16 protein-coding genes and 1 pseudogene are annotated in these 20,303 nt (G+C 60.6%); 5 read left to right on the forward strand and 12 right to left on the reverse strand.

Annotated elements, in window-relative coordinates; translation table 11 throughout:
• Window positions 1–242 precede the first annotated feature (242 nt).
• From HDG39_RS30475 to urtA, 11 genes are all read right to left on the reverse strand, one after another.
• Complete coding sequence (locus HDG39_RS30475) at window positions 243–2,126, reverse strand: nitric oxide reductase activation protein NorD (RefSeq protein WP_184011387.1); 1,884 nt, start codon at window positions 2,124–2,126, stop codon at window positions 243–245.
• 177 nt (window positions 2,127–2,303) lie between these two features.
• On the reverse strand, window positions 2,304–3,104 hold the full coding sequence (locus tag HDG39_RS30480; protein ID WP_184011389.1) for a CbbQ/NirQ/NorQ/GpvN family protein: 801 nt from the start codon (window positions 3,102–3,104) through the stop codon (window positions 2,304–2,306).
• An 83-nt stretch (window positions 3,105–3,187) separates the two neighbouring features.
• A complete protein-coding gene (locus HDG39_RS30485) occupies window positions 3,188–4,225 on the reverse strand; it encodes an aliphatic amidase (protein WP_184011391.1) in 1,038 nt (345 codons plus the stop codon).
• A 96-nt stretch (window positions 4,226–4,321) separates the two neighbouring features.
• Window positions 4,322–4,615, reverse strand: coding sequence for an FmdB family zinc ribbon protein (locus tag HDG39_RS30490; protein WP_184011428.1), 294 nt, complete (start codon window positions 4,613–4,615; stop codon window positions 4,322–4,324).
• 99 nt (window positions 4,616–4,714) lie between these two features.
• A complete protein-coding gene (fmdA, locus tag HDG39_RS30495) occupies window positions 4,715–5,893 on the reverse strand; it encodes a formamidase (protein WP_184011392.1) in 1,179 nt (392 codons plus the stop codon).
• Window positions 5,894–5,945: 52 nt separating this feature from the next.
• Entirely contained in the window at window positions 5,946–6,200 is a 255-nt protein-coding gene (locus HDG39_RS30500) for a hypothetical protein (RefSeq protein WP_184011430.1), read from the reverse strand.
• A gap of 67 nt (window positions 6,201–6,267) precedes the next feature.
• On the reverse strand, window positions 6,268–6,957 hold the full coding sequence (urtE, locus tag HDG39_RS30505) for an urea ABC transporter ATP-binding subunit UrtE (RefSeq protein WP_018422825.1): 690 nt from the start codon (window positions 6,955–6,957) through the stop codon (window positions 6,268–6,270).
• 54 nt (window positions 6,958–7,011) lie between these two features.
• Window positions 7,012–7,755 (reverse strand): urea ABC transporter ATP-binding protein UrtD, encoded by a 744-nt coding sequence (urtD, locus tag HDG39_RS30510; RefSeq protein ID WP_018422824.1) that lies wholly within the window; start codon window positions 7,753–7,755, stop codon window positions 7,012–7,014.
• Window positions 7,756–7,786: 31 nt separating this feature from the next.
• Window positions 7,787–8,932: an urea ABC transporter permease subunit UrtC gene (urtC, locus tag HDG39_RS30515; RefSeq protein ID WP_184011395.1), complete on the reverse strand. Its 1,146-nt coding sequence runs from the start codon at window positions 8,930–8,932 to the stop codon at window positions 7,787–7,789.
• A 23-nt stretch (window positions 8,933–8,955) separates the two neighbouring features.
• On the reverse strand, window positions 8,956–9,873 hold the full coding sequence (gene urtB / locus HDG39_RS30520) for an urea ABC transporter permease subunit UrtB (RefSeq protein WP_018422822.1): 918 nt from the start codon (window positions 9,871–9,873) through the stop codon (window positions 8,956–8,958).
• A gap of 121 nt (window positions 9,874–9,994) precedes the next feature.
• On the reverse strand, window positions 9,995–11,167 hold the full coding sequence (gene urtA / locus HDG39_RS30525) for an urea ABC transporter substrate-binding protein (RefSeq protein ID WP_409259223.1): 1,173 nt from the start codon (window positions 11,165–11,167) through the stop codon (window positions 9,995–9,997).
• Between the two features lie 712 nt (window positions 11,168–11,879).
• Here urtA and HDG39_RS30530 point away from each other — a divergent pair.
• The 5 genes and pseudogenes from HDG39_RS30530 to HDG39_RS30550 all read left to right on the forward strand — a co-directional run bounded on the left by HDG39_RS30530 (window position 11,880) and on the right by HDG39_RS30550 (window position 19,930).
• A complete protein-coding gene (locus tag HDG39_RS30530) occupies window positions 11,880–15,362 on the forward strand; it encodes a hybrid sensor histidine kinase/response regulator (RefSeq protein ID WP_184011399.1) in 3,483 nt (1,160 codons plus the stop codon).
• Complete coding sequence (locus HDG39_RS30535; protein WP_184011401.1) at window positions 15,349–16,263, forward strand: response regulator transcription factor; 915 nt, start codon at window positions 15,349–15,351, stop codon at window positions 16,261–16,263. Before HDG39_RS30530 ends, HDG39_RS30535 begins: the two co-directional genes overlap by 14 nt.
• 409 nt (window positions 16,264–16,672) lie before the next feature.
• Window positions 16,673–17,769 (forward strand): annotated as a pseudogene (locus tag HDG39_RS30540) (MFS transporter); the annotation flags it as partial.
• 242 nt (window positions 17,770–18,011) lie between these two features.
• Complete coding sequence (locus tag HDG39_RS30545; RefSeq protein ID WP_184011432.1) at window positions 18,012–18,842, forward strand: 3-oxoadipate:acetyl-CoA acetyltransferase; 831 nt, start codon at window positions 18,012–18,014, stop codon at window positions 18,840–18,842.
• A 179-nt stretch (window positions 18,843–19,021) separates the two neighbouring features.
• Complete coding sequence (locus HDG39_RS30550; protein WP_184011403.1) at window positions 19,022–19,930, forward strand: LysR family transcriptional regulator; 909 nt, start codon at window positions 19,022–19,024, stop codon at window positions 19,928–19,930.
• Window positions 19,931–19,969: 39 nt separating this feature from the next.
• On the opposite strand, the gene HDG39_RS36070 is transcribed toward HDG39_RS30550, so the two are convergent.
• Window positions 19,970–20,104, reverse strand: a complete 135-nt coding sequence (locus HDG39_RS36070; protein ID WP_503125008.1) for a hypothetical protein — start codon at window positions 20,102–20,104, stop codon at window positions 19,970–19,972.
• Window positions 20,105–20,303: the final 199 nt, after the last annotated feature.

A 20,303-nucleotide genomic window follows, 5' to 3' on the forward strand; every position in this document is an offset into this window, starting at 1 on the left:
AAAAGACGAAATCGCTCGAATGACGGCCAGCCACAGCCGTCCCGCGGGAGCCGGCGACCACTTGGCATCTGGACGAATGTTCGTGGCGTTGCGCCGTGAGCCCTATCTGCTATCGTCAGCGGTCGACAAGCACGGTGTCGAACTGGATGAACTGGTGGCTTCCGCGAAGGTCGGGTCTCACCGTAAGCGGATGCGTACTTTCGACCCACAGGCGCTATCGGCGATTGCTGTCAACCCATCGCTTAGAGGCGCACCAGTTTCGCCAGGACGGACTTCAGGCGCTGCTGTAAAAAATCCGGATCCACCGCGATCAGATAGTTCCCTTGTCCGAAAATTCGACGCACATACGAGTCGGCCTGCGTGTCCAAAGCGATGCAGAAGCAGCGGATTCCAGCCCGCCTCGCATGCTGCACCGCGACCCGGGCGTCTTCGACCAGATAGGCATCGCGTGTCACGTCGATGTCAGCGGGTGCGCCATCCGTCACCATCAGAATGGCGCGGATGCCCTCCGACTTGTCCTCGATTAGCGCGGTCGCATGGCGCACTGCCGCGCCGAAGCGGGTTGACCAGGCGGCCGCAGCGCTGGCCAGGCGTTGGCGTGAAACCTCGCCAAACGGCATGTCGAAATCCAGATAGCGTTCATAGTGGACGTGTTTTCGTGTGTTGGAGGCAAAGCCGTGAACGGCCGCCCGGTGGCCGCCTTGCCGGGCCAGCGCGACTGCGTGCAGAGCAAGGGCTTTCTCGGTTTCCAGCACGCTGACCGAATGCGAGGCCAACCGGCTCGCACTCGATGCGGATACGTCCAGCAGTAACAATACCGACGCTTCACGCACGCGCCTTCCGGGATTCTCGAAGACACGCTCATCGATATTGCCGCCTTGTCGCCGGCTTGAAATCGCATCGACCAATGCATCCAGATCGAAGCGTTCCCCCTGTGGTTGACGCTTTAGCCGCACCGACCGGTCGAGTTCGCCTCCGCTCGCGAGGCCGCGCAAGCGCGCCCTGCGCATTTGCGTAATCGTTGCGTCCGGCTCCCGCCCGGACTTTTCGTACAGCGTGCACCAGTTGTCTCGCAACGTTTCGATTCGCTCGTCCCATTCCGGGTAGTTCACGCTGCGCGTCGCCCCCCAGGCCAATGCTTCGGGGGGCGACGCGTCCTGCGTGTTCACCGCACTACTCCCGCTGGCCGCATCGGCCGATATACCGCCAGGCAACAATTGCACCGTGACTGGTTGCTCTAGCGCGGCATGATCGGATGCCGCCTGCTCACCGTAGTCCCACAAATAGCTATGGTCATCGCGGTACGCCGGAGCGGCGGCATAGCCGGGCAAGTCGAATTGCACGCGCATCTGCCCCAGGTCGTTAGCCAGCACGGCAGCAATGCTGTGAAACGCAGCGACATCGTCCAAGCACTCGCGCTGCGCGTTGAACAGACGCCGGCCTTTATTCACCCAGAAGTTGTCGTCCTGATAGTGCGGATCGATCAGCGCGCGACTCAGCCGCGCAAGCAATGCGGCGCAGCCGAGGCCATCGGCCGGAGACGCGCCATGCAGGCTGCGCCAAAGCATCTCCACACCGGGATAGCGGCGCGCCAGCAGCGCTTCGACCCGTGCATCCTCGAGCAAGGAGATCACCGTCAGCGCGAGCGGCTTGCGCGCCGCAGCGGGTTGAGCCGCGGGTGAGAACAACAGATGGGCAACCGCATGGGCGCTCGCCGCTCGCATCAAGCCGCCTCGATCCGGGCAGTCGAGGAAGGTGTACGAATCCGGCAACGCCAGCATCATGCGTGTGAGTACCGGACGCGCCGGCGGCCCGTTCAGCAATCCTTGCCGACGGGTACCGATAGCGACGGTGAGACCGCTCAAGCCGAACAGGTAAGCTTCCAACGCCGCGGGTGCGGGTTGTTTGGGACGCCCTGCAGCTTCCCAGTTCAGAATCTGCACCGATAGTGCGTCGCTGCATGTGAAATAGCGCAGGCGCGCGGCACGCTCGCCGGCGTGGGCGCGCAGACCGGCAAGCGCCCATCCATAGAGGCCGGGAACCCCGGCCCTTGCCAGCAGGAATTCGATTCGGCCTAGCATGGGCGGCACGCAATCAGGCGCGGCCCGCTCGAGGTCGCCGAGCACTTCAAGTAGCGCTACCTGCGAAGCCTCGTCCAGTATGCGGCCTAGCGCCTGGCGATAAGGGGCAAGACGCGCTGCATCGAATGCGGCAGACCGATCCGCAACAGCGGGCGCGGAGCTTACTCCGTCCCAGCGCGCAGACGCGCCGGCGGCTTGACTGTCGGGGGTTGGCGGCATTGTCTAGCCGAAGTGTGCCTCGACAAATCCGTCGAGCGCTTCGAGCATATCGGGGTCGTCCGTCAGCGGAAGGCTGAGCGCGACCCGGCAGGCCAACCGCGCCGGCTGGCCGTCGCCGATCAGACGCGCGGCATGGATCAACATGCGGGTCGAAATACCTTCGTCCAGCCCTCTGCCCCGCAATGCCCGCGAGCGGGCCGCTATGCCGACCAGTCCCTCGCACACGGCGAGCGCCGCGCCGCTTTCATGGGCTACGATCCTCGTTTCGTGATCGGCTTGCGGATAGTCGAAATCGAGCGAACAAAACCGCTGCCTCGTCGATTGCTTGAGGTCCTTTGAAATGCTTTGATAGTCGGGATTGTATGAGACCACCAACTGGAAATCCGGATGCGCGTGGACGGTTTCGCCCTTCTTGTCGAGCGGCAGCAGGCGTCGCGTGTCGGTCAAAGGGTGGATCACGACCATAGAATCCTGGCGCATCTCCACAACTTCATCGAGGTAGCAGATCGCGCCATGGCGCACGGCCAGTGTTAGTGGACCGTCTTGCCAGAAGGTGCCCTCGGGGCCGAGCAGGTAGCGGCCGACCAGATCGGCCGCGGTCATGTCCTCGTTACATGCGAGCGTGATCAAAGGACGCTTCAGGCGCCACGCCATGTGCTCGACGAAACGTGTCTTGCCGCAGCCGGTCGGGCCTTTGAGCATCAGCGGCAAGCGCAGGCGATAGGCCGATTCGTATATGGCGATTTCGCTATCGACCGGTTGATAGTACGGCTCTTCAGTCAGCAGATAAGGCGTGATGGACATGGTGAGTCGTATTGCGTCGGGAAAGCACGCCAGGGGACAATCTTGCAGACACATGGCATACCACGACGCCATGTGGCCGGCCTTTAGCGGTGGCTGGGTTCCTGATTGGGAATGCCCTCGATCGGACACTCCGGTGTGCCCACCGTGCTGCGCGTGAACGATTCGACCGTTTTGCGGGTTCCTTCCGGGTCGTTGATCCATCGGGAATAAAAGTTATACGGACAGGCGGCGACACCCTTGACGTCGTCGCCTGAATTGATGGTTCCCGTATAGCCGCGGTGCAGCAGCTTGAACAAGTGGTTTTGCGACTGCATGTTCTTGCGCGCGTCGCGAATCAGACTGACTGACAGCTCCGCGTATTGAATGCCCATTTCCTCCTCGCCGCACTCGCCGAGCGTTCGGCCGTCGAAGCCGACGATTGCCGAATGGCCGAAATAGGAATAAACACCATCGAAGCCGGTAGCGTTGGCCACCGCAACATACACGTTGTTCATCCACGCCATGGTCTTGGCCACCATCACCTGCTGCTCTTTGGCTGGGTACATGTAGCCCTGACAGCGCACAATCAGTTCCGCGCCCTGCATCGCGCAGTCGCGCCAGATCTCCGGGAAATTGCCGTCGTCGCAGATGATCAGGCTGATCTTCATGCCCTTGGGACCGTCCGAAACATACGTGCAATCGCCCGGATACCAGCCCTCGATGGGCACCCACGGCATGATCTTGCGATATTTCTGCACGATCTCGCCGTGGTTGTTCATCAGGATCAGCGTGTTGTAGGGTGCCTTGTTCGGGTGTTGTTCGTGACGCTCGCCCGTCAGCGAAAAAATGCCCCATACGTTGGCTTTGCGACAGGCGGCGGCGAAGATTTCAGTCTCTTCGCCGGGAATGGTCGACGCCGTTTCGTACATTTCCTTGGCGTCGTACATGATGCCGTGAGTCGAATATTCAGGAAATACCACGAGATCCATGCCCGGCAGACCGCGCTTCATGCCGACCAGCATCTCGCCGATCTTGCGTGCATTGTCGAGTACCTCTGCCTTCGTGTGCAGGCTAGGCATCTTGTAGTTGACCACCGCTACGCCCAAACAATCGTTGCTGCTCGATATATCGCCGTGTCGCATACCTCATCTCCCGGGCAAGCTCGCCCATCACTTCTGTCCATGTACCAATCGCTCACGTCCCGGCAGTGGCCGGCACCTTAATGTGCCACCACGCCCTTAGCCGCACAGGCTGCAATTGCCGCCTTTGCAGACATGCAGGACGCTCGAGCGTCCCGCCCTGGCGCGCGTTCCGGGGCCAGTCACGCCCGCTCCGGTCAACTGTTCGGCCTGGCTGCGCGGCCTCCATTGTTCGGTGACGCTGACCTGTACGTTGCGTGCGGTAATCATCGTTTCCGGCTCGACGCTTTGCCCGCAATAAGGACACTCGACGGGATCGTCGCGCCTGGATACGGCGAGCAGTTTTTCGAAAATGCCCTCACATGAGGGACAACGCATATCGTAAAGAGGCATGGCAAGGAACCCGATTCGACCGTCAAAAAGGCCGGCGCGCAATGCGCCGGGTGTCGCGGCGGAATCACTATGTCCGCCGCCTGTCTGTCGATCTCCTCGTCAGTTCCTGTGGCCCCAGAAGGCGCGATCGTTGAGCATCCCGGTCGGGGCGATGTTCTTCTCGAAGATGGCGAGCGGCAACGAGACGGTGGCGGAGCAATTCGGAATATCGACAATGCCGCCGATGCGCCCTTCGACAGGCGCCGCGGTGAGCAGCATGTATGCCTGCGGTCCGGTAAATCCATGCTGCGTCAGATAGTCGATTGCCTTCAGGCAAGCCTGGCGGTAAGCGACCGTCGCATCCATGTAGTAGTTCTTGCCGTTCTCGACGCTGATGCCCTCAAACGTCAGCCATTGGTCGTAGTGCGGCCTGACCGGGCTAGGCATGAAAACCGGCGCGCTCAGGTTGTACTTGGCCATGCCCCCTTTGATCAGGTCAAAGCCGACGTGGGTCGCGCCGTCCATTTCAATTGCGCCGCAAAAGCTGATCTCGCCGTCGCCTTGGGAAAAATGCAGATCGCCCATCGAGAATCCCGCGCCTTTGACGTAAACCGGGAAGAAAATCCTGGTTCCGCTGGAAAGGTCCTTGATGTCGGTGTTACCGCCATGTTCACGCGGCGGAACCGTGCGCGCTGCCTCTTTTGCCATCCGGTCGAACGCAGCTCCGCTCACGCCGCGCAGCACGGCGGTACGCGGCTCGGGCGGCTTGGCAAGACCTAATGCAGCCAGCGGCGCCTCGCGGCGATTCCATTCGGCCAGCAAATCGGCGGACGGCAGACAGCCCATCAGGCCAGGGTGCGTCAACCCGGCGATGCGTACGCCCGGAATATGGCGCGAGGTCGCGTACAAACCCTTGAGGTCCCAAATCGCCTTGGCCGGATCCGGGAAATAGTCACCAAGAAAACCTCCGCCGTTGCTCTTCGCGAATACGCCGGAAAACCCCACCGGCGTGATCGGTTTGATATCGAGCAGATCGACAACCAGCAAGTCGCCTGGCTCCGCCCCTTCGATATGGAACGGACCGGTCAGCGGGTGGGCACGGGTAAGGTCGATGTCGCGCACGTCGTCGGTGCCGTCATCGTCCTTGATTTGCGCATCGAGAAAATCGAGCGACTCGATGATGATTTCTTCACCGGGCTTAACCGTCGACAGAAACGGAATATCCGGGTGCCAGCGGTTATGGCCGAGTTCGGCTTGCTCGGCAAGCGGCACGCCAGGTTTAATGGTGAAATGTTGCATCTATTCTCTCCGTGGTATCACGTTGAAATTGCACTGCGGCTTAAGTCCCGACTCAGGCAGCCGGATAAGCACATGCGGCGCAGCCGGCCTGATAGCCGCCGTTGACGGTGTCGTCCTTGATTTGCGTACAGACCTTGGCTGTCCATTCGGCTTTTTCCAGCACCGTGCCGTCAGGCAACGTGCCGCCGCGTGCGTCGACGCGCAGCTGGCAAACCGGGCAGGTCTGCACCGACGCAGCGCTACGACCCTTATGGCGGTCGGTAAAGCCGGCATGGCCGAAGCGGTTGTAGTACATGTAGCCAATCATCTTGCTCACTCCTCGCCAATAAGCAGCGCGCGCCGGGTTTGCGCGCCGCATCGCATAATTTTGGATATCAAACGGACAGGTAACTGCTGATCTTCGCGATATCGACTTCGTCGCGCCGGTTCTCATGGACGAAGCGGCCCTTCTCGATCACGAGCAAACGGTCCGCAATCTCCATCGTGAAACTGAGCACCTGCTCGGAAACGATGATGGTGAGTTGCTTGAGCGTGCGGATCTCCTTGAGGGAGCGGGCAATGTCCTTGATGATGGAAGGCTGGATTCCTTCAGTAGGCTCATCGAGCAGCAGTACCTTCGGATTGGTAACAAGCGCACGCGCAATGGCGAGTTGTTGCTGCTGGCCGCCCGACAGATTGCCGCCGCGGCGATCGCGCATATCGTAGAGAACCGGAAACAGATCGAATACCTCAGCTGGCACCTTGCCGCGCGCCGAGTTCGGCAGACCCGCCTTGATGTTTTCGAGCACGGTGAGGGTCGAAAAAATCATTCTGCCTTGCGGCACATACGCGATCCCATGCGCGACTCGCTCGAACGCCTGCAGTTTTGCGACGTCGACGCCGGCCACTTCCACCTTTCCCGCACGGCACGGCAGGATCCCCATCAACGATTTGAAAAAGGTGGTCTTACCCATGCCGTTGCGCCCCATCACTGCGACGATTTCGCCGGCGGCGGCGCTCAAGTCGAGCTGATGGATCACTTCGCTCTGACCGTAGCCCGAGACCAGTCCGCTAACGTTGAACATAAGGTGTTCCTTTTGATATGCAAAGTTGCCGTTCTGGCGCTGCAGGACCGAGCTTCAATGCCCGAGATACACTTCGATGACTTTCGGGTTGGACTGCACCGCTTCCATGCTGCCTTCGGCCAGCACCTTTCCCTGATGCAGCACAGTGACGCGGTGCGCGATGTTCTTGACGAACTCCATGTCGTGCTCGATCACCACCACCGAACGATTTTTTGCCACTCGCGCCAGCAGTTCGGCCGTCTTTTCACGCTCGGACACGCTCATGCCAGCAACCGGTTCGTCCAGCAGCATCAGTTCCGGATCCTGCATAAGCAACATGCCGATTTCGAGCCACTGCTTCTGGCCGTGACTAAGCAACTCGGCGGTGTGATCCAGCATCTCGGTGAGGAATACTTCCTCCGCAATCTGGCGCACGCGTTCGTCGACGTCGGCCGTGCGCCGGAAAGCGATGGCACCGAACACACTGCGTCCTCGGGGAAAAGACACTTCGAGGTTTTCGTACGTCGTAAGATTTTCGTAGATCGAAGGAGTCTGGAACTTGCGGCCTATCCCGGCGCGCACGATCATGTGCTCGCTCATCTTCGTCAACTCCAGTCCTTTGAATTTGATGCTTCCGCCGGTGGAGCGCGTCTTCCCGCTGATCAGGTCGAGCACGGTCGTTTTGCCCGCGCCGTTCGGACCGATCACGACACGCACTTCATTGCGGTCCACATAGAGATTCAAACCGTCTACAGCCTTGAAGCCATCGAATGAAACCGTCAGGTCCTCAACCGATAAAACAAAGTCTTTTTGAGCCATGATGTTCTCTGTGTTTGCGGGTAGACGAGCGTCAGGCCTTAGGTTCGGAAGCTGAAGTTGTGACCAGCCCGCGACGTCGCAGATAGCCGGCAACCGGTAAACGCACCAGCAGCTTCTTGCCGTGACTTTCATAAAGACCCGCCAGTCCATTAGGGAAGAACATAACCACGCCAATGAAGAGCGCGCCCATCAGGAACAACCAGAGCTGCGGGAACGATTCCGAGAAATACGACTCGCCGAAGTTGACCAGCAAGGCGCCATAAACGGCCCCGAACAGGGATGTACGCCCGCCCACTGCACAGAAGATCACCATTTCGATCGACGGGACAATGCCCACGAAGGATGGCGACATGAACCCCACCTGCAACGTGAACATCGCGCCGCCGATTGCAGAGAACACGGCCGCGACGCAGAACACAAATATCTTCAGGGCCGCCACGTCATAGCCCGAGAATCGTACGCGTTCCTCCTTGTCGCGCATCGCCACAAGCAGCTTGCCTAGCTTGCTCGAAAGCAGAAACTTGCCAAAGGCGATACACAGGAACAGCAGGCCCGCATTAACGAAGTAAAGGACGTAGTGCGCCGAAGTGGTGCGGATATCCCAGCCGAGCATCGTACGTAAATCGGTGATGCCATTTACGCCGCCGGTCAGCCCCTGCTGCCCGATGATCAGGATCGACAGGATGGCGGCAATCGCCTGGGTCACAATGGCGAAATACACGTCGCCGACGCGCCGCTTGAACATGGCAAGACCGATCACGAAGGCGAGCAGGGCCGGCACCACCAGCACCGCCGCCACAGCGAACCACATGTGCCTGAAGGGCTCCCACATCAGCGGCAGGTGAGTGATCTGGTTCCAGTCCATGAAGTCTGGAATACCCGGCGTTGACTGAATCTTGGTACTGATCGGGTCGGATGCTTCCAGCTTGAGGAACATCGCCATGCAATAGCCGCCCAGACCGAAAAACACGCCCTGCCCCAAGCTGAGGATGCCGCCGTAACCCCAACACAGCGTGAGTCCAATCGCCACGAACCCGTAGGTCAGGTATTTGCCCACCAGGTTCAGCCGGAAGATGTCCAGCGTCAGCGGCAGCAGCACCAGTATCAGAAGGCCCAACCAGATGAACCCCATCACACCCGAGCGTCCGCCCAGCCACTTTAGAGATCCTGAATTCATTGCGTTCTCCTGCGATCGAACAATTAGCGCCGCACTTTGGTTGCGAACAGGCCCTGCGGACGTAGCATCAGAATGACGATCACGGCTGACAGGGTCAGCACTTTCGCCATCGAGCCGGACAGGAAGAACTCGGTTGTCGACTGGGTCTGAGCGATCGAAAACGCTGACGCGATCGTGCCGAACAGGCTTTGCGCGCCGCCAAAGACTACGGTCAGGAAGGTGTCGACGATATAAAGCGAACCGCTTGTCGGGCCGGTCGAGCCGATGGTCGTAAACGCCGCGCCCGCTATGCCGGCAATTCCGCATCCAAGTGCAAAGGTCAGGCGGTCGACCTTGCCGGTGTTGATCCCGACCGCGCCCGCCATGACCCGGTTCTGGGTCGTGGCCCGCACTTTCACGCCCCACTGTGATTTGTACAAAAACAGCAGCAGGACCGTCGTGAGCACAATGGTGACGACCATCACCATCAGGCCGTTGATCGGAATATCGAGGCCCTGATAGGGCGTGAGCGAACCCATCAGCCACTGCGGCAGATCTGGACTGACTTCTTCGGAGCCGAACACCGAGCGAAAGGTTTGCTGCATCGCAAGCGATAGACCCCACGTCGCCAGCAGCGTGTCAAGAGGACGCCGGTAGAGATGGCGAATCAGCAGCCATTCCACCAGATAGCCGAATGCAAAAGCGACCGCAAACGCCACCAGAATAGCCACGAAGAAATAGACTGGTTGCAGTGCCGGTGCATATTTGTGGGTCAACACCGACAACACGTAAGTGGTGTAGGCACCGATCGTCAGAAACTCGCCGTGCGCCATATTGATCACGCCCATCTGGCCAAAAATGATGGCGAGGCCAAGCGCCATCAGCAGCAAGACGCTGAAGACCGAGAGGCCGTTGAAACCCTGCATAGCGACGATCGCGCCGAACTGCGAGAACCAAGCCATGGTCAATCCCCTGCGCGGCCTGCATTCGAGCAGGCTGCCTTGAACATCGAAAAGTGCGGTAGCTACTGCGGCTTCGCACAGGCGGCCGTGTGAGCGGCCGCCCGTGCGACTCTCGCGGTCTTTACTGATAGCCCTTCGGAAACGGATTCGGCTCAATCAAGTCCGATTTGTAGACGACCTTGAACTGACCATCGCGCTGACCCTGACCGATCAACGTGTTGCTCCAGAGGTGGTGATTCTGGTGAACCTTGACGTAGCCTTCCGGCGCGTCCTTGAACTCCAGACCCGGCGAAGCCGCCACCACCTTATCGACGTCGAAGCTGCCGGCTTTCTCGCAGGCCATCTTCCACAACCACGGGCCGAGGTACGCGGCCTGGGTCACGTCGCCGATCACTGCGTTATTGCCGTACTTGGCCTTGAATGCCGCAACGAATTTTTTATTGGCGGGATTGTCCAGGCTCTGGAAATACTTCATGCACGAGTAGAAGCCCTGGAAGTTTTCACCTCCGATCCCCAGCAACTCGTCTTCGGTCACCGAGATCGTCAGCAACAGCTGCTTGTCGCCTGTCACGCCGGCGGCCTTCAGTTGTTTGTAGAACGCGACGTTGCTACCGCCCACCACGTCAGCGAAAATCACATCCGGCTTCTTGAACTTCATTTTGTTAATGAGCGAACCGAATTCGGTGTTGCCAAGCGGGTAGTACTCTTCGCCGACTACTTCGCCGTGGAGCACGTTTTCAATGTGCTTGCGGGCGATCTTGTTGGAGGTGCGCGGCCAGATGTAATCGGAACCGACCAGATAGAAGGTCTTCGCCTTCTTCTCCCTGGCGAACCAGCTCAGGCTGGCCAGCACTTGCTGGGTTGCTTCCTGGCCGGTATAGAAAACATTCTTCGACTGTTCCAGGCCTTCGTAGAAAGTCGGGTAGTAGAGCAGGCCATTGTCTTTTTCGAACACGGGCAATACGGCTTTGCGCGACGCGGATGTCCAGCAGCCGAACACAGTGGCGACCTTGTCGCTTTCGAGCAGCTTGGTCGCCTTTTCCGCAAAGGTCGGCCAGTCGCTGGCGCCGTCTTCCTGGATCACTTTGATCTGGCGCCCGAGAATCCCGCCCATCGCGTTGATCTGTTCGATCGCGAGGCGTTCGGCACGGATCGACCCGGTCTCGCTGATCGCCATCGTACCGGTTGATGAGTGCAACTGACCAACCGTCACTGTGGTATCTGTGACCGCCCTGCCCGTCGTGTTGACTTGCGAAGTCGGTGGAGCGGCAGCGAACGACGGCTTGGCCATCATTGCAAACGGCAGCGAAGCCAGGCCAAGTGCAATTTTGCGGCGAGCCGGAGAGGCCAGTTCGGCAGCGTGGGCGGATGACTCGTCAGCGTGGTCACCGCCGTTGTCGTCGAAGCGTTGTGTCATGTTCAAAGTCCTTTTCTGCGTTGTTTTCAGGGCTGGCCGGCGGGCCGGTCGTGACGCGAAGTGCACGCGCCAGCCTGCATGGCGCCGACGCATTGGCTTGTTTGTCGTTGAACGGCGGATGCAGGATAGGTATCCGAATTCCGCATCGATATACGTCATTTGACTTACCAACGCGCGGCGCTAGCGCAGGAGCGCCGCATTGCGCTGGCACGAACGGGTTTGCGGCACCTGCAATCGCGTCGCTGCGTGGAGAGTGCGCGGTCCTACGTCAAATGACGTATCGGCCGGCTCGCGGGGCGGCGGTATGCTCGACGCGCATAAGGAGAAGTCGGCACGTGAAATTGGCACGTGAAGAAGCTGCCGTTAGCAGTGAGCAACGGCGCTGGCATCTCGGTGAGAAAACGCGCTCGCACTGTCCCGGTGCGGCAATGTCACATTAGGGGCGCGCCGCCCCGCACCTGCGCAGCGCATATCCAGCGCCGCGGGCTTCTGCACGCTCTTGCTAGCTCCATACCGACCGAGGGCAGGTGGCATGCTGCTTGCGTCTGTCGGGCGCTTCGTTCCGTCCACAGTCCGATCCCGAATAATTTTGGTGAACCACTCCCGCGAATCAGCGCTGCCACACGCGATACCCGTCCAGCGCATCATCAAGGTACGGCGCGACTACAACACCTGGGTCGCCGACGAAACCATCGAAGACTATGCGCTGCGTTTCACACCACGCACATTTCGCAAATGGTCCGAGTTCCGGGTGGCCAATACCGCGTTCGGCGCAATTTCATTCCTCGCCCTGGAAGCAATTGGCGGATCGATTACCGTCAGTTACGGCTTCACCAATGCGCTCTGGGCGATCCTGTTTGTCGGCATGATCATCTTTCTGGCAAGTCTTCCGATCAGCTACTACGCCGCGAGATTCGGCGTCGATATGGATCTGCTAACGCGGGGCGCCGGGTTCGGTTATATCGGCTCCACGATCACGTCGCTGATCTATGCGTCCTTTACTTTCATTTTCTTCGCGCTGGAAGCCGCCATCATGGCGCTCGCGCTGCAGCTGTACTTCAAGATCCCCGTCTCGCTAAGCTATTTGATCTGCGCGGTGGTCGTCATCCCGCTCGTCACGCACGGCATTACACTGATCAGCCGCTTGCAGGCGTTTACCCAGCCGCTCTGGGTCGTGTTGCTGCTGCTGCCTTATGCAACCGTGATCTGGAAAGAACCGGGCCTGCTGCGCGAACTGCCGAGCTTTCTCGGCAACGCCGGCAGCGACGGCCACTTCGACCTGCTGATGTTCGGTGCCGCCACCACCGTGCTCATTTCCATGATTGCGCAGGTCGGAGAACAGGTCGACTTCCTTCGCTTTCTGCCCGAGCGGACCGCGCTCAACAAGCGCCGCTGGACGCTATGCATGCTGGGTGCCGGCCCGGGCTGGATCATTCTTGGTGTGGCCAAGCTGCTAGGCGGCTCTTTCCTCGCCTTCCTCGCAATACAGCATGAGGTACTGCCCGACCGCGCGGTCGAACCGACCCAGATGTACCTCGTCGCGTACAAATACGTGTTCGGTTCGCCTGAAACGGCACTGCTGGTCACTACCTTCTTCGTTATCCTGTCGCAACTCAAGATCAATGTGACCAATGCCTATGCAGGATCGCTGGCGTGGTCCAACTTCTTCGCGCGGCTGACCCATAGTCATCCGGGCCGCGTGGTGTGGCTCGTGTTCAATGTGCTGATCGCGTTCATGCTGATGGAGCTTGGGGTTTTCCGCGCACTGGAACAGGTCCTCGGGCTTTATGCGAATATCGCCATCAGCTGGGTCGGCGCGGTCGTGGCCGATCTCGTGATCAACAAGCCGCTTGGCCTGAGCCCCGCGGGCATCGAATTCAGGCGCGCTCATTTGTACGCAATCAATCCGGTGGGGGTTGGCGCGACGCTGATTGCTTCGTCGCTGTCGGTGCTGGCGTTTACTCATGTGCTGGGCGAGACTGCCCACGCGTTCTCGGCGCTCATTGCGCTCGCGACCGCCCTGATTGCCGCGCCGGCGATCGCCTGGGCGACCGGCGGCAAATACTACGTCGCGCGCCAGCCGGTCGCGCTGGCCGGGGTTCCGCTGGGCAAGGGCTATCAGTCGATTCGATGCTGCATTTGCGACAAGGCGTACGAAACCGAAGACATGGCGCACTGCCCGGCTTATGAAGGACCGATCTGCTCTCTGTGCTGCACGCTGGATGCGCGTTGTCATGACGTGTGCAAACCGGGCGCACGGCTATCCGAACAGACCAATGCAGTGATACGCTGGCTTTTGCCCAGGGCGCTGTCGACCCGTTTCAATACGCGCATCGGCCAGTACCTGCTGCTGTTCGTGCTGGTGACCATGATTCTGGCCGCCATTCTCAGCTTGATCTATACGCAGGAGTCGGTGCTTGTCAACGAACTCTCGCCGGCCGTCGACATGCTACTGCGTGCGGCATTCCTGAAACTGTTTGCGGTGCTGGCGCTCGCGGGCGGGATTGGCTGCTGGTGGAGTGTGCTGACGGCCGAAAGCCGGCGCGTTGCGCAAGAGGAATCGAACCGGCAGACTCATTTGCTGCTCGAGGAAATCGATGCCCACCAGCGCACCGATGCGCAGTTGCAACGTGCAAAGCTAGCAGCCGAAAAGGCCAATTTAGCGAAGAGCCGCTATGTCACCGGCATCAGCCACGAATTGCGCACGCCGCTCAACAGCATTCTCGGCTACGCGCAGATGCTCGAACAGGATACGTCCATTCCTCCCCACCGCCATCTCGCACTGGCGGTGATTCGCCGCAGCGGGGAGCATCTCGTTTCGTTGATCGACGGCCTGCTCGATATCGCCAAGATCGAGACCGGCAAGATGACGCTCGAAGTCGAGGAAGTGCGCTTTCCCGAATTCGTCGCGCAGTTAGCCGATATGGTGAGCTTGCAGGCGCGTGCCAAGGGCATCACCTTCCATTGCGAGGCGCCGCCCAATTTGCCCTGCGTCGTGCGTGCCGATAAAAAGTGCGTGGGCCAGGTCCTCATCAATATCCTGGGTAACGCGGTGAAGTTCACCGATCGCGGCGATGTCACGCTGCGCTTGCAATACCGCCGGGAGATGGCCGTCTTCGAAATCATCGATTCCGGCGTGGGCATTGATGCGGATGACTTGACTCGCATCTTCCTGCCGTTCGAGCGTGGCACCAATGTCCCGGGCGGCTCGGAAAGCGGCACGGGGCTAGGCCTGACCATCGCCAAGATGCTCACGGACGTGATGGGAGGCACCCTGACCGTAACGAGCGAGACCGGCCGCGGCAGCACATTTCGCGTCCAGTTGTTCTTGCCGGAAGTGCGCGCCCCGAAGCCGGTTCCAACCGTTCCTAAACTGCCGATCGGCGGCTATGCCGGCCCGACGCGCCGCGTGCTGGTGGTAGATAACGAGCGGGTGGACCGCGAGTTGCACGTCAAGCTGCTGGAGCCGCTGGGCTTCGAGGTTCAGGAAGTCGCTTCCGGAATCGAGGCACTGCGCGCCGTCTCTTCGTTCGCACCCGACCTGATCCTGCTCGATATCGGCATGCCGCAACTGAATGGGTGGGAAACCGCGCGCTTGCTTCGCGCGAATCTGTTGAGCAATGCGCCGATTATCGTGGTCTCGGCCAATGCATTCGACAAGGGCCGGGAAAACGCAGCGGGCATTCGCAACGAGGATTTCCTCGTCAAGCCTGTCAATGTTGTCGAACTGCTGGAATTGATCCGCGAGCGTCTGAATCTACAGTGGGTCCCGGCAATGCCAGCTGTTGCGGCGCAGATAGCGCCAGCAGACCCGCTCCCCGCCGCGGCACCCGCGATTCCGCCAACCGAAGTCGCGTTACCCGACCCGGAACTGTTGCGCAGCCTGCACGAGGTCGGCAGCCTCGGGTACGTGCGCGGCATCCTCGACAAGCTCAGCGAGATCGAGCAGCTGGACCCGTCCTATGGAGTTTTCACGGGAATCTTGCGCACGCATGTCGAGCGCTTCGACCTTCCCGAATATTTGCGATACCTTGACCGAACCATGCAGGCGAACCCCGATGCTACGTCCTGATCCGCTTCGCGATGTCGTCCTGATTGTTGACGACGCGCCCGAAAACCTCTCCATCCTGCATACCCTGCTAGATAAATCGGGCTACACGGTGCTGGTCGCAACCGACGGCGCGGGGGCATTGGATCGCGCCCGCCGCTTGCCGCCGGATCTGATCCTGCTCGATGCGGTGATGCCCGGCATCGATGGCTTTGAGACCTGCCGACAGCTCAAGGAGGACCTCCAGACCCGTGCGATTCCGGTGGTGTTCATGACCGGTTTGACGGAGACCGAGCATATTCTGCAGGGTTTCCAGGCTGGCGGGGTCGATTACATCACCAAGCCGATTCGTCCGGCCGAAGTAATGGTGCGCATCGCTTCGCACCTGCGCAATTCGCGCCTGGTCGTGCAGACCCGGGCGGCGATGGATGCTGCCGGCCAGGCTGTGGTCGCCGTGGCCCCCAACGGCGAAGTGCTGTGGATGACGCCGCTTGCCCTGTCGTGGCTGCGCAGCTCGCTCGATGGACACGGTCGTCTGCCGGCCGCGTTGTGCAGTTGGCTTCATGACGCGCTCGAGGCTTCCGAGGTCAGGCCGTTCGAGTTGATGGCCGCGAGTGAACAACTTATCGTCAGCCGGCTGCGTCGCGGCGCGCAGGGCGAGGAACTGCTGCTGATCCAATGCAAGGCCGGTTCGCCCGGACCCGCCGCGTTGATGCAGGCGTTCCGGCTAACTCCTCGCGAAGCCGATGTGCTGTATTGGGTCGCGCTGGGCAAGACCAATCGCGATATCGCCGATATCCTCGGCATGAGCCCGCGCACCGCCAACAAGCACCTTGAACACGTCTTCGAAAAGCTGGGTGTGGAAACCCGTACCGCGGCCGCACGGATGGCTTTGAATGTGGTGACCCGGCGCACCATGCAGTGAGGCGCGTCGGCGAGCCGTTGCATCGCAAGGGAAAGCTGATTGGCTGGCGCCTCGGGGAAGCCACGTCGCATCCGGGGCTGTGCGTTTTCACGAAGCGCGTCTCTGGCGCGCGGCCCGGTGTCACCAGGCTCACTCGCGCATTGAGATTGCGAGAGTTGCAGCGCGAGAGAGACCGGTGAACGCTGTGACCGAGGCCTTGCTCGCGGTGTACACGGAAAGCAGAGGAAGCGGTTTGAATGTCACACTACACGGACCCGTGTTGTCGTCGGCGACATAGTCGTCGAGATACTCGGGTAGCAAGACGGCTTGCCCTCGGTCTCCGCCTTCGACAAATCGTTTCATGTGCCCACCCGACCTGAACGCGTTGCTTCAGTTTAGGCGATCAGCACGTTTTCACACGGGCTGTGACCAACCGATCACCGAGCTCATCGCGCCTTCCCTCAACATGTCGGGAGGAACGGCCAGTCTGATCGTCTCACTGACCCAGATCGGCTACGCACTCGGGCTGTTCTTCATCGTCCCGCTCGGCGACCTGCTCGAGGACCGCAAGCTCATGATCACGACCGCGCTCGTGTCCATCGCGAGTCTCGCGGCCGCTTCGTTCATGCACTCGGCGGGATGGTTCCTCGCCATCTCCCTGCTGATTGGCTTCAGTTCTGTCGCGGTTCAGATTCTGATCCCGCTCGCCGCACACCTCGCGCCTGATCACTCGCGCGGTCGCGTCGTGGGCACGATCATGGGCGGCCTGTTGCTCGGCATCCTGCTCTCGCGCCCGCTCTCGAGCCTGCTCGCAGACCATTTTGGCTGGCGTTTCGTGTCGGCGCCGCTGCAGTGCTGATGATCCTCGTCACCACGGTGCTCGCGCTGACCATTCCGCGCCGCCAGCCGGATCACAGCGCCACTTATTTCGAGCTGATTGCCTCACTGCTGCATCTGGTTCGCACGATGCCGGTGCTGCGTCACCGTGCGCTCTATCAAGGCTTGATGTTCGGCTCGTTCACCTTGTTCTGGACTGCCGTACCCATTGAACTCACGCGTCACTACGGTCTTTCGCAGTCGGCGATCGCGCTGTTCGCGCTCGTCGGTGCCATCGGCGCCACTTCGGCGCCGGTAGCCGGCCGCCTGGCAGATGCAGGGCACTCTGTCCGTGCCACATGCATCGCGTTGATCGCCGGCGCTTTGGCCTGCACACCGGCGCTGATTCATCCGTCGTTTGGTGTGTACGGTCTCGTCGTGACAGGCATCGTGCTCGATTTCGCGGTGCAGATGAGCATGGTGCTTGGACAGCGCGAGATTTATGCATTGCACGCCTCGAGCCGCAACCGCCTGAACGCGCTCTACATGACAAGCATCTTCATTGGCGGAGCAATCGGTTCGGCTGCCGCAAGCACGCTCTTTGAGCACGGCGGCTGGACTCTGGTTGCGGCAGTAGCCACGGCGTTCCCGCTGATCGCGTTCTTTCATTTCCTCATCATCGGAAAGCCGCATGCCTTGAGCAAGCAGTAATCCGAACAGAGCCGAGAATGCAGCGAGACGATCCAATGATTCACCGGCCTGGCGGGATCCGAAGGCGTGAAAAACGTCGAGGCTAACATTCGACTGCGTCCAGGATTTCTACACCAGATCAAGATCAGCCGAGCCTTTTGAACTAAACTTGGAAGATATGGAGCGCGGGCATTTTGCAGGAGACGCGCTCATGAGGGCTCGCCGTGGACGCGAGACGAAAATCTGGAACTGGAGTGTTAGTCATGAGTGAACCGTGCATCATCTCTGTTGCCATCACTGGCTCAGTTCCCCGCAAGAAGGACAACCCGGCCGTGCCGGTCACGATCTCCGAGCAGGTCGAAAGCACCCAGGAAGCGTACGAAGCCGGGGCATCCCTCGTTCATCTGCACGTGCGTGACGAACAGGAGAACTCGAGTTCCGACCGATCGAGTTTCGCCGCGCTTCAGGAAGGCATCCGGAAGCACTGCCCTGACATCATCATCCAGTTTTCGACAGGCGGTCGTGGCCGTTCGTTCGAGCAACGCGGCGCGATGCTCGACCTGCGCCCGGATATGGCGTCGCTCGCAACGGGCTCTGTCAATTTTCCGACTACCGTCTATGAGAATCCGCCGGACTTTGTGCGCGCGCTTGCGCAAACGATGCTCGACTACGATGTCAAACCGGAAATCGAAATCTTTGATCTGGCGATGCTGTACAGCACCGCGGATCTCGTTCAGCAACGGCTGCTGAAGTCTCCTGTCCACGTTCAGTTCGTGATGGGTGTAAAAAATGCGCTGCCCGCGCGTCGCGAGATTCTCGAGTTCGAGGTTCAGCAACTCAAGGCGCTATTGCCGGATGCAACATGGACCGCCGCTGGAATCGGACGGCATCAGCTGGAGGTCAATCATTGGACTCTCGAAATGGGCGGACACTGCCGCACCGGTCTCGAAGACAACGTGCGCTGGGACAAGGACACGCTGGCAAAGAGCAATGCGCAACTGGTTGCGCGGGTGGCCTCACTGTGTGGCGAATATGGCCGGCCGGTGGCAAGTGCGGCCAAAGCGCGTGAAATGCTCGATCTTCCTGCAAGATAGCCCGACGGGACGGACCACTGTATTTCGCTGGCGTGCCGTTGTCCGCGCCCGGCCGGCCACACCGGCTAATTTCGCCCGATCGCGACGAACGACGCTTTGGGCTATATCACTCCTGGTCAAGCGAGCTCGAATTGCCTGGCGTTCAGATCGCCCGCCCGAGACCTCGTTGAGAACACCTCATGCTCGAACGCTTTCACCTCACCCTGATCCGCGAAGTGGACCGGCAGGGCTCGCTCACGGCGGCAGCCGGTGCGCTGCATCTGACGCAATCGGCATTGAGCCATAGCGTCAGGAAGCTCGAGCTGCAGCTCGGCACGCCGGTCTGGGAACGCGATGGCCGCAGCCTGCGCCTCACGCAGGCGGGCCGCTATCTGCTGTCGCTCGCTGACCGGCTGCTGCCGCAGTTCGAGCACGCCGAAGCGCGTATGAAGCAATATGCGAACGGCGAGCGCGGCACGCTGCGCATCGGCATGGAATGTCATCCGTGTTATCAGTGGCTGCTGAAGGTCGTGTCGCCGTACCTCGCGCGCTGGCCCGATGTCGACGTCGACGTCAAGCAGCGCTTCCAGTTCGGCGGCATCGGTGCGCTGTTCGGCTACGACATCGACGTGCTCGTCACCCCCGATCCGCTGAAGCGCCCCGGCCTCAGCTTCGAACCCGTGTTCGATTACGAGCAGGTGCTGGTGGTGGCCGACGGGCATCGGCTGGCCAACGCGCGTTACGTGGAGCCCGAACAACTGGTCGACGAAACGCTGATCACCTATCCGGTCGACACCGACCGCCTCGACATCTACAACCTGTTCCTGCGCCCCGCCGACGTCGCGCCGCGCCGTCACAAGACGATCGAGACCGCCGACATCATGCTGCAGATGGTCGCGAGCGATCGCGGCGTCGCGGCGCTGCCGCGCTGGCTCGCCGAGGAATACGCGGACCGTATGCCGGTGGTCAGCGTGAAGCTAGGCAAGACCGGCATCGCCAAGCAGATTTTTCTAGGCACGCGCGAAGCGGACGCGTCGCTCGACTATCTGCATTCGTTCGTGGAGTTCGCGCGCAAGTCGAGCTGGAAGGGCTCGAAGCCGCGGCGCTGAACGCTGCATCTCGCGGCTCGCGTATGGACGCGCCTTCCGTCATAACGCGCGGCAGGGGTCGGCGCAACGGCGGCACGCATCGCTGCGATCCTGGCGATGCTGCGCGGGATGACGCGTGCAGGCGCGCGCGGAGGTCGCGGAAATCGCGCATGGACTCCGTGTCGCGCGCGCCACAGCCGGTGCGAAGCTTTTGGTTCTCGTCCTTTGCCAGCTTGCCGGTTCGGCTCTGTACGCAACTCATGCATTACCGACACCCTGCGCGTCCGCTAAGGGCCCGCTGGCCCGACTATGATGGAGATGGGCACGCGCTTATCATGCCCTTCACGCGCTGCCCGGGTGTAATTCAGCGGCCGGCACAGGTAACGATGCCGGC

Source organism: Paraburkholderia lebeckiae (assembly GCF_014201005.1).
Lineage (GTDB): Bacteria > Pseudomonadota > Gammaproteobacteria > Burkholderiales > Burkholderiaceae > Paraburkholderia > Paraburkholderia tuberum.